This is a genomic window from Dryocola clanedunensis subsp. sulfonylureivorans (genome assembly GCF_016756775.1).
Classification (GTDB): Bacteria; Pseudomonadota; Gammaproteobacteria; order Enterobacterales; family Enterobacteriaceae; genus Dryocola; species Dryocola clanedunensis.
On sequence record NZ_JAERMU010000013.1, the window covers coordinates 97,747 to 108,122 of the forward strand.

8 protein-coding genes are annotated in these 10,376 nt (G+C 53.6%); 2 read left to right on the forward strand and 6 right to left on the reverse strand.

The genetic code is table 11. From position 1 onward, the window contains the following. Positions 1-299: 299 nt before the first annotated feature. The 3 genes from asmA to udk all read right to left on the reverse strand — a co-directional run bounded on the left by asmA (position 300) and on the right by udk (position 3,525). Positions 300-2,138 (reverse strand): outer membrane assembly protein AsmA, encoded by a 1,839-nt coding sequence (gene asmA / locus HYQ67_RS14940; protein ID WP_202304632.1) that lies wholly within the window; start codon positions 2,136-2,138, stop codon positions 300-302. 32 nt (positions 2,139-2,170) lie between these two features. Next, a complete protein-coding gene (dcd, locus tag HYQ67_RS14945; RefSeq protein WP_202304634.1) occupies positions 2,171-2,752 on the reverse strand; it encodes a dCTP deaminase in 582 nt (193 codons plus the stop codon). A gap of 131 nt (positions 2,753-2,883) precedes the next feature. Then, positions 2,884-3,525 carry a uridine kinase gene (udk, locus tag HYQ67_RS14950; protein WP_202304636.1) on the reverse strand — a complete coding sequence of 214 codons (642 nt, stop codon included), beginning with the start codon at positions 3,523-3,525 and terminating at the stop codon, positions 2,884-2,886. A gap of 355 nt (positions 3,526-3,880) precedes the next feature. Here udk and HYQ67_RS14955 point away from each other — a divergent pair, with 355 nt between their 5' ends. After that, positions 3,881-7,210, forward strand: coding sequence for a diguanylate cyclase (locus HYQ67_RS14955; protein ID WP_202304638.1), 3,330 nt, complete (start codon positions 3,881-3,883; stop codon positions 7,208-7,210). Here HYQ67_RS14955 and alkA read toward each other — a convergent pair. Continuing rightward, positions 7,192-8,049, reverse strand: a complete 858-nt coding sequence (alkA, locus tag HYQ67_RS14960; protein WP_202304640.1) for a DNA-3-methyladenine glycosylase 2 — start codon at positions 8,047-8,049, stop codon at positions 7,192-7,194. The two genes, HYQ67_RS14955 and alkA, sit on opposite strands and share 19 nt — an antisense overlap. A gap of 133 nt (positions 8,050-8,182) precedes the next feature. On the opposite strand from alkA, the gene yegD reads away from it, so the two are divergent. Continuing rightward, positions 8,183-9,541, forward strand: coding sequence for a molecular chaperone (yegD, locus tag HYQ67_RS14965; RefSeq protein WP_202304650.1), 1,359 nt, complete (start codon positions 8,183-8,185; stop codon positions 9,539-9,541). Between the two features lie 37 nt (positions 9,542-9,578). Here yegD and HYQ67_RS14970 read toward each other — a convergent pair whose 3' ends face one another. Further along, positions 9,579-9,893 carry a helix-turn-helix domain-containing protein gene (locus HYQ67_RS14970; protein WP_202304652.1) on the reverse strand — a complete coding sequence of 105 codons (315 nt, stop codon included), beginning with the start codon at positions 9,891-9,893 and terminating at the stop codon, positions 9,579-9,581. Then, positions 9,890-10,243, reverse strand: coding sequence for a type II toxin-antitoxin system RelE/ParE family toxin (locus HYQ67_RS14975; RefSeq protein WP_202304654.1), 354 nt, complete (start codon positions 10,241-10,243; stop codon positions 9,890-9,892). The genes HYQ67_RS14970 and HYQ67_RS14975 overlap by 4 nt, the downstream gene beginning before the upstream one ends. Positions 10,244-10,376: the final 133 nt, after the last annotated feature.

Sequence of the window (10,376 nt, forward strand, 5' to 3'; positions counted from 1 at the left end):
TGTCTGATATCGATAGGGCTCATAATTTTTTATTTTTCATTTCGCAGCGAAAAATAAGTTTCATATTAAACGCGGAGATACGGAGCAACAACAGGAAAACACAGGCCCGACTTCAATTAAGAATCGAACCAAAAGCATTCACACAATGAATATTAATACCCGGTGAACCTCATGGAGATAATCCCTAATAGAATGCTCAACAATATCGCTGGAAGAAATAAGACGTATCGGGGATGAGAAGAGAAGATATAACAGATGATAAAAACTCACCGGCTGTCGGCCGGTGAGTCAATAACAACTTACTCTAACAGTTTTTTAAGATCGTTAGCTTTAGGGTTACTGGAGTGCTTATCCGCCCACTCTCTCAGACGACGCTTCGCCTCGTCCTGCATCTGGTTACGCAATATATCATCCACCTTGAGGCTGTAATTCAGCTTCTGCCATGGGCCGTATACGCGCACCGGAATCGGGGTGTTTTTAAGCATAGTAATCAGCTTGTTATCCCCATCCCAGCCACCTTTCACCGTGACGTTAAATCGGGTATCACAATCCTCTTTCACCAGGTCCATTGTGCCTTCGCCGGTCAGGTCCAGTACCGCTGAGTTACCGAGCATATTCGTCAGGTCAAGCTCACCATTGTTCAGCGTTGCCGCCGCGCTAAAGTGTTCCAGCACGGTAACATTGTCATAGTCCTGTTTCGCTTTAATGCTGCTGTTGCTGCGCTCAACCGCCTGCTGAATCATCTGCTGGAAGTTCATGCCCTGCAGGTGAGAATCCGCCATTGTTACGTTGGCTTTACCCTGCCAGGAGCGACGGAATGCATCAGAATTCAGGCGGTCGCCAGTAAACTGGCCCTGCATGGAAAGCTGGCCCGTTAAGGCGATAGGATAATCGAAGGCGGTGAGTATCGGGGCAATCTCGATATTGTCGATTTGCGGCTGGAAATGCAGGCGCGGCTCATCCTTACGCGCATCCAGCTCGCCCGGCAACGACATGCTTCCTTTGCCAAACTGACCCGTTAACGCTGCTATCTTCAGCAGACCATACTCATTGGTAATATCAGAGCGCACATGCGAAAAATTCAGCCCACGCCAGCGAACGGCTTCCGCGGCCACTTTCACCTGGGCGCTAAAGCCGCGAAGATTACGGTAAGTGGTATCTTCAACGCCCGTGGCAATAATCGGGCGGGGTAAAGTGTTCTGCTGCTGGCCACGCTGTGGAACGGCGGTATTCGTCACCGCCGACGCGGCGACCAGATTATCCAGATTCAGTTTCTTCGACTGCACATCGACAACCCACTGCGGTTTATCGCCTAGTGTCACGCTGGCGCTTCCCTGCAGGTCGCTTTCGTTAGCCGTGAGCTGTATCTGGCTCAGCTCAAGTTTGTGGCTCGGTTGCAGCCAGCTAATCCGAAGCGTGCCGCTGCCGCTGATACCCTGCTTCGGTAAGTCGGCGCCAATAAATTTGTAATCCAGCTGTGAGAAGGTCGCATCGAGTTTCTGCGGATAATCTCTGGCATTGAGGTCAGCGACGAACGATAAGGAGAGGTCGCGCTGATCCCGGTTGATACGGCTATTGAACTCGATGTGCGCCTGCTTGTTATCATCCTGCTCCATTTGCAGATTGATATTACGCACCGTGACCTGTTCGTCATCATCATGCTGGAAGACCAGTACGCTATCCGCAACTTTGAGCTTAGCGATATCAAATGACCAACCCTGTTCTGGTTCCGGAGCAGGATTGCTGCCGGATGGCCCAACAGGGGCGTTTTCTGGTTTGCGCGCCTCTGTTTCTGGGGTCAGCTGAACAACCGCGCCTTTCAGCATCACCTGCTGAACCTGCAGCTGGTGGGAAAGCAGAGGCAGCAGCGCCACATCAAGACGCATGTTTTCTGAACTGACAATCGGCTGCGTCGCGCCAGGTGCGGTCAGCGACATTCTGCCGGATAAGATGCTCAACTGCGGCCAGACGTGCCAACGCAGCGGCCCGTCCAGCCTGAGCTGGTATCCGCTACGCTGTTCCACCTGGTGCACCATATAAGCGCGAAAATCATTGGGATTGACCAACAGCACCAACGCAGAAAGGCCAGCAACTATCACGACCAGCAAAATCATCAGCGTGGTTAATAATCGTCTCATTGGATCCTCAGCTCAAAAATCGGGGTACCCGGTCAGTCTTTATCGATGCGGCTGGCAACGGCACCTTGCTGATCGCGATACTTTGCATCCTGACGGCGGTTATAAGGCCGTGCAGCAGGGCCTGAGAGCGGCTCGAAGCTCAGCGCACCAATCATCATACCTGGACGCAAAGCCAGCGGCAGTTTACCGGAGTTATAAAACTCCAGAACGATACAGCCGTGCCAGCCCGGATCGATACGATGAGCCGTGACGTGAACCATTAACCCCAGTCGGGCAAGAGAGGAACGTCCATCCAGCCAGCCTACGAGATCGGAGGGAATGGTGACCGACTCAAGCGTGACCGCCAGCGCAAGCTCCCCCGGATGAAGGAAAAAAGCGTCCCCTTCATCAAGCACGATTTCGTCACTCATCACCCGCTCAAGGGAAGCGGTCACTTCGTCTTTAGGCCCGCTCAGGTCGATAAACGGTGCGGTATGACCACTAAAAGTGCGGAATTTATTACCCAGACGTACATCAACGGTTGCGCCATTAATACGCTCAACCGGCGGGCGTGGCGTAATAGTTAATCGCCCGTCATCAAGCCAGGCTTCTATATCGCGGTCACACAAGCGCATCGCAGATTCTCCTTATCAGGCAGTTTTGTTTACCCTGCCATACCGGGCGGTAGATAGCCACGGATGGGCAGATAATTACTTGTATTTCATTGTAACTTGCGAGCACACCCCAAAAACGTACGCACGCTTCTTTATTCAAAGAACTGGCTGATTTTCGCTTTCAGAATATCGATAGCAATGCGGTTTTTCCCCCCACGCGGCACAATGATGTCGGCGTGCTGCTTCGAAGGTTCGATAAACTGCAGGAACATAGGACGCACGGTTTTCTGATACTGCGCCATCACCGAATCCATTGAACGACCGCGCTCATTCACATCGCGCTTCATGCGGCGCATCAGGCAGATATCTAGCGGGGTATCAACAAAGATGGAGAAATTCATCTCTTCACGCAGACGGGCATCCGTCAGCAGCAGAATACCTTCGAGAATAATGACCTTCTTCGGGACCAGATGCACCGTATTTTCAGTACGAGTGTGTTCGACATAGCTGTAAACCGGCAGCTCAATAGCCTGTCCTGATTTCAGCATCTGCAAGTGCTGGAACAACAAATTGTGATCCATGGCGCTTGGATGGTCGTAGTTAGTTTTGACTCGCTCTTCCATCGACAGATGGCTTTGATCTTTGTAATAGCTGTCTTCTGGAATAACACCAATGTTTTCATCACCTACCTGATCGCGGAGTTCACGATACAGCGTACTGGCAATTAGACTTTTCCCTGAGGCCGATGCGCCGGCGATCCCAATGATGACGCATTGATGAGACTTGTCAGTCATGTTGTAAACGAGCCTTGTTGACTTAATGTGAAGGAAGGGCGACGCCAAAGCGTCAAACGCGCCAATTATAGGGAGTTCCGGCGGGTGATACCAGAGTAATGCTGATTCACTTAGGATTTAGCTTAAGCCAGAAAAATACGCTGCTCACAACATCAACGATATGGGGGCTTTCAGAGGAGAATGTCATAAATGAAAATAAGCGGCATCACGCGGCATTTTTATAACACGTTGATGTTAAATTATGATCGTACAACATAGGAATTGTAAAATGTTTGTACTAGCATGAACCGAAACAATTCATTTTTTGCATCCGGGCGTTGTACCTGGCGGCACTGCCTTAACGGATGTTGTGGGAATGACCAAAACTAAAACAGATAATATTGCCGCCATGCCTCTCCTGTTACTTCTTGTAGGTTTGGGTCTGCTGAGCTTCGTTTTTACGCTCTATTCCCTCGAATTAACGTTGCTCGGTACCGTTCTTGCTCCGTTGTGGTTCCCTACCTCCATCATGATGGTGGCTTTTTTTCGTCATCCGCGCCGCCTGTGGTTCCCCATTATTGTTGCCTGCTCCCTCGGCAGCCTCGCTGCGGCAGTCGTCCTCTTTCCGATTACCGAGATAAATTTAGGCTTCACGGCTATCAATATCCTCGAAGCCCTGATTGGCGCAATATTGATGCGCCGTTTCCTGGCGCAAAAAAACCCGCTGCAAAACCTTAATAGCTGGGTGCGACTTTCATTGTGCAGCGCAGTGGTGCCTCCTCTTATTGGAGGAGCATTTGCCGTCTGGCTTGCTGGCCCGGAAGGCGGATCTGCGGCAAAGACCTTTTTCGTCTGGGTATTGTCCGAAGCCATTGGCGCATTAGCTTTGCTGCCAACAGGATTACTTTTTAAACCTCACTATCTGCTGCGCACCCGCAATCCAGAACAGCTGCTGGAAACCGCGCTGACGTTGATTGTCACTCTGTTGCTGAGCTATTTTGTGCTGCGTTTTATGCCGTGGCCTTTTACCTTTATTATCGCCTTCCTGATGTGGAGCGCTATCCGCCTCCCCCGCCTGGAGGCTTTCATTATCTTCCTCGGTACGTTGATGGTCGTTTCTGCCATGATGGCCACCAATAATGTCTCAATGATAACGCCGCATGCCACGGTGGTGGATAACGCGCCGTGGCTGCCGTTCTTAATGATCCTGCTTCCTGCCAACGTCATGACCATGGTCATGTATTCGTTTCGTGAGGAGCGCAAACACATCACGGAAAGTGAAGCGCGCTTTCGTAACGCCATGGAGTATTCTGCCATCGGTATGGCGCTGGTCTCCATTGAAGGTCACTGGATTCAGGTCAATAAATCGCTGTGCAAATTCCTGGGCTATACGCCTGCTCAACTGCACGCACTGACCTTCCAGCAGATTACTTATCCCGAAGACCTTCATGCGGATTTGATTCAGTTAGACAAACTGGTTTCCGGCGAGCTGAACAGCTATTCCATGGAAAAACGCTATTACACCAGCAAAGGTGAGGTTGTCTGGGCCCTGCTGGCCGTTTCAGTCGTGAGAGATACCGATGGCTCCCCGCTCTACCTCATCGCCCAAATCGAAGATATAAACGATCTTAAGCACACCGAGTGGGTCAATAAACGCCTGATGGAGCGCATCACGCTAGCCAATGAGGCTGGCGGTATCGGCATCTGGGAATGGGACCTGACAAGCGACGTGATCAGCTGGGACAGAAGGATGTTCGATCTTTATGAGGTCGACACCCACATCAAACCAACCTATCAAATTTGGGCCGAGTGCCTCCTGCCGGAAGACCTGCCCGCGGCAGAGAGCGTGGTGCATGAATCGCTGCGTGCCCGCATGCCGTTTAAAATGGAATACCGCATCAAGGTGAAAGACGGTATTCGCCATATCCGCTCGCTGGCAAACCGGGTGCTGAACAAAAATGGCGACGTTGAGCGCCTGCTTGGCATCAATATGGATATGACGGAAGTTAAACAGCTTAATGAAGCGCTTTATCAGGAAAAAGAGCGTTTACACATTACGCTGGACTCCATCGGCGAAGCGGTAATTTGTACCGACATCGACATGAATGTCACCTTTATGAACCCGGTGGCAGAGAAGCTGAGCGGCTGGCCGCAGGAGAGCGCTACCGGCCAGCATATCTTGTCGATCCTGCGCATTACCTTTGGCGATAACGGCCCGGTAATGGAGAACATCCACAGCGGTGATTTTTCCCGCATGGCAATCGAGCAGGACGTGGTGCTGCACTGCCGTAACGGCGGCAGCCACGACATCCATTACAGCATCACGCCGCTGACAACGCTGGACGGTCATAGCATTGGCTCCGTGCTGGTCATACAGGACGTCACCGAATCGCGCAAAATGCTCAAACAGCTGAGCTACAGCGCCTCCCACGACAGCCTGACCCATCTTGCCAACCGGGTGAGTTTTGAAAACCACCTCAAGCGTTTGCTGCAAAGCGCAGGAGAAAACAGACAGCGCCACGCGCTGGTGTTTATCGACCTCGACAAATTCAAAGCGGTCAATGACAGCGCCGGCCACGCTGCGGGGGACGCGCTGCTTCGCGAGCTGTCCTCGCTGATGTTGAGCATGCTGAGAACCGGCGATGTCCTTGCGCGTCTGGGTGGCGATGAATTTGGTCTGCTGCTGCCCGACTGTTCTGTCGAGAGTGCTCGCCATATCTCCGAGCGCATTATCAAGAGCATCAACGACTATCACTTTGTCTGGGACGGCAGGCTGCATCGCATCGGTGCCAGTGCGGGTATCACCCAGATAGACGCGGACAATCAAATTGCTTCTGAGGTGCTTTCTCAGGCCGATATTGCCTGTTATGCCTCCAAGCACAGCGGTCGTGGGCGCGTCAGTGTCTATGAACCGCAGCAGCTGATGCAGAACAACCGCCCCCTGCTGCCGCCTGAAGAGCAGTGGCGCATCATCAACGACAACCCAATTCTGATGATTGCTCAGGCAATTGCGCCGCCACGCGTTCCTGAATCCACCAGCTTCTATCTTCTGCAGCTGAAATTCTGGAGTAGCGAAGGGGAAGTGCTGGATGAAAAAGCCCTTCGCAGCGGCATAAACGATAATGAACTGCACCACGCTCTGGATCGGCGCGTATTCAGCGAATTCTTCCGGGAGTTTGCCCCGCAGATAGCGCAAAAAGGTTTTGGCGTGGCGCTCCCGATCTCCAGCGCGGGGCTGGCCAGCGACAGCTTTGTTGATGAACTGCTGACACTGCTTGAGCGCAGCCCGCTGCCTGCAAGGCTTCTGCATTTGCAGATTGGCAGCCATGTGTTAGTGATGGAGGATGGAAGCCTTCATGCAAACCTGCGCCGGCTGCGTGAGTACGGCTGCCAGATGGTGCTCACCCAGCCGGGCCGCGACCTGGATATTTTTGATAAAATTCGCCGCCATGACTTCAGCTACATCGTCATCGACCAGGACCTGATCCAGAACATCCACTGCAATCTGATGGATGAAATGATGGTCACCATTATTCACGGTCACGCCCAGCGGTTGAAAATACAAACCATTGCCGGGCCAGCGGACATGCCGCAGGTGTTTGATACCCTGTCCGGCATCGGGACCGACCTGATATACGGTGAAACGATAGGCCAGCCGCAACCGCTGGGAATGCTGCTCAGCACCAGCTATTTTGCGATTAACTGATCCGGCTCCCAGCCGTCGCTGTACCAGATATGCAACAGGGCATACGATCGCCACGGGTGCCAGCGCTCGGCGTAGCGGCGGATCTGCGCAGGCGTCATACCGGGGAAACGTTGTTTTATCAGGTAGTCGTCAGGTAAAAAGACGTCACTCGCCTGCCAGCCGCGCAGCGCGAAATAGTTTGCGGTCCAGCGGCCTATCCCCGGCAGCGTAATGAGCTGCTTTACCCCCTGCTCAACATCCTCAGGCAGCGTGAGCGGAAACTCGCCCGCAGCGACCAGCCGCGCCAGGTTAATAATCGACTCACCGCGCTTAAGCGGCATACCTAACGCTTTCAATTCCTCCGGGTTCAATGCGGCGAGCCGCTCGGGCGCGGGGAAAAGACGCCATTCGGGAAAACCTGCCAGGGGCACCCCAAACTGCTCCGCCACTTTCCCCGCGAGCTTTGCCGCCATCGCGACGCTCACCAGCTGCCCCAGAATTGCGCGCACCGCCTGTTCGAACGCATCCATACAGCCGGGCAAACGCAGGCCGGGGCGGGCCACAGCAAGATCGCCCAGGCTAGCCAGCACGGGCAGTGGTTGACGGCTAAGATCCAGTAACTGCTGGACTTTTATCAGCACTTCATCCGCTACCGGAAGCAGCCCTTCGGTTAGCGTCACCTTCAGCACATGCCGCTCTTCGTCAGGCTGCAGGGCGATCAGCCCGCCATGCTCGCCAACGGCAAAACTGCGGCAATACTGCTTTTCATTGACGCTCTCAATACCGTAAACCGCACGGGCGGCGAGAAAGCCAAACATCCACTGCCAGTCATAGGGTGGCATGTAGTTAAGTTCGAACATGATCGATTCCCTTTTCTTTTGATGGGCTTAGCATAATCGCAAATACCTTATTGCGCCTTGCTTTGATATTCAGTTGCCCGCAGAGACGCATTCGGCTAAAGTCGCCCCCCTTCTCACCGGCATGGGGATATTTATGCAATTTATAGGCTTTGATTATGGTACGGCAAACTGTTCCGTTGCGGTGATGCGCGATGGTGCGCCTCAGCTTCTGGAAATGGAAAATGGTGCTTCCCTGCTTCCTTCTATGCTGTGTGCGCCAACGCGTGAAGCGGTGAGCGAATGGCTCTATCGCCACCATCAGGTGCCGGCAACCGGCGACGAAACCCAGGCGCTGCTTCGCCGTGCGGTCTCATTTAACCGCGAAGAAGATATCGACGTGCTGCCCGGCAGCGTGCAGTTCGGGTTAAGTTCGTTGCGCCAGTATATGGAAGATCCGGAAGAGGTTTACTTTGTTAAATCGCCGAAGTCCTTCCTCGGTGCCAGCGGACTGAAGCCACAGCAGGTCGCGCTGTTCGAAGATCTGGTCTGCGCCATGATGCTGCACATCCGCAATAAGGCCCAGACCCAGGTCGCCGAGCCGATTAACCAGGCGGTGATTGGCCGTCCGATCAACTTCCAGGGCTTAGGCGGCGAAGAGGCCAACACGCAGGCGCAGGGTATTCTTGAACGTGCTGCTCACCGCGCCGGGTTTGAAGATGTGGTATTCCAGTTTGAACCCGTCGCCGCAGGGCTGGATTTTGAAGCCACGCTGACCGAAGAAAAGCAGGTGCTGGTCGTGGATATCGGCGGCGGGACAACCGACTGCTCCGTTCTGTTGATGGGGCCGCAGTGGCACGCCAGACGCGACCGCGAGCATAGCCTGCTGGGCCACAGCGGCTGCCGCGTCGGGGGTAACGACCTTGACATCATGCTGGCGTTTAAACAGCTTTCTCCGCTCTTAGGTATGGGTGGGCAAACTGAAAAAGGCATCGCCCTGCCCGTACTGCCGTGGTGGAATGCGGTGGCCATCAACGACGTGCCTGCGCAAAACGAATTCTACAGCAGCGCCAACGGCAGAATGCTGAACGAACTGGTGCGCGATGCTCGCGAGTCTGAAAAAGTCGCTTATCTGCAAAAGGTCTGGCGTCAGCGCCTGAGCTATCGCCTTGTGAGGGCCGCAGAGGAGAGCAAAATTGCGCTCTCCGACAGCGAGCAGGTGGCCACGCTGCTGCCTTTCATTGCCAAAGAGCTGGGCTGCGAAATCACCCAGCCGGAGCTGGAAAGTGCCATCAGCCAGCCGTTGCAGCGCATACTTGAGCAGGTAAGCCTTGCGCTGGAGAGCAGCGACGTGAAGCCGGATGTGATTTACCTCACCGGCGGCAGCGCCCGCTCACCGATGATCAAACAGGCACTGGCTCAACAGCTGCCGGGCATTGAGATTGCAGGCGGCGATGACTTCGGCTCAGTCACCGCGGGCCTTGCCCGTTGGGCCGACGTAGTGTTTCGCCGCTAACCTCTGAATCGAGCCAGCCGTCACGCCGTGAAGAGATTCACGGCTTTTCCAGCTGGATGTGCTTTACGCCGTCAGGGAAATCGATTTGCAGGGAGAGCGTGCCGCCCAGCGCTTCAATGTAGCGTTTGAGCGTACCGAGCTTTATCTCGTTCCCCCGCTGTTCAATGGCGGTTACCGCAGGCTGGCTGATACCCATCGCCTCCGCCAGCTGCTTCTGCGACCAGCCCATTTCTTCGCGGATCATGTGCAGGCAGGTTTCAAGGATAAGTGCCTGGGTGCCTTCTGCGACCCGCTTTTGCCTCTCCGGCGGCAGGGAGGCAATAATTTCTTCAAGCGTTCTGTAATTTTTCAATGCTGTTCCTCCAGTGAACTCAGCCAGGCAATAAACTCTCTATCAGCGATTGCGATCATCGATTCGTAGAAACGTTTGTCTTTTGATTTATCCCCGGCACAAAGCAGAATTGCCTGCCGTGAGTAATCAAATGCATAGAAAACGCGAAACGGCCTGCCGTAGTGCCGGATCCTCAACTCTTTCATATTGGCAAAGTGCGATCCCTTCACCGTATCGGCATAAGGTCGCGGTAGCCCCGGCCCCATAAACTGTAAGTTTCCTATTGCGTGCAGCGTTTTATCCTGTAACACCTCACTCTGAACGTCAAACCAGTTATCAAAGCATCTTGTTGTCAATACCGTCCATGTCATAGCCACTCCGTTATAAACTATAGTTTATATTTTTTAGCGAAACCACAGTTTATTGCTGGAATTTTGAGCTGGATATCATTTCGTTTCCCCCTTGCGAGACGCCTCGAAGAAAACCGTTTAATCAGAGTTATCC

Coding starts and splice junctions, on each gene's coding strand:
- asmA (WP_202304632.1), bottom strand. CDS start 2,138: ATGAGACGATTATTAACCACGCTGATGATTTTGCTGGTCGTGATAGTT.
- dcd (WP_202304634.1), bottom strand. CDS start 2,752: ATGCGCTTGTGTGACCGCGATATAGAAGCCTGGCTTGATGACGGGCGA.
- udk (WP_202304636.1), bottom strand. CDS start 3,525: ATGACTGACAAGTCTCATCAATGCGTCATCATTGGGATCGCCGGCGCA.
- HYQ67_RS14955 (WP_202304638.1), top strand. CDS start 3,881: ATGACCAAAACTAAAACAGATAATATTGCCGCCATGCCTCTCCTGTTA.
- alkA (WP_202304640.1), bottom strand. CDS start 8,049: ATGTTCGAACTTAACTACATGCCACCCTATGACTGGCAGTGGATGTTT.
- yegD (WP_202304650.1), top strand. CDS start 8,183: ATGCAATTTATAGGCTTTGATTATGGTACGGCAAACTGTTCCGTTGCG.
- HYQ67_RS14975 (WP_202304654.1), bottom strand. CDS start 10,243: ATGACATGGACGGTATTGACAACAAGATGCTTTGATAACTGGTTTGAC.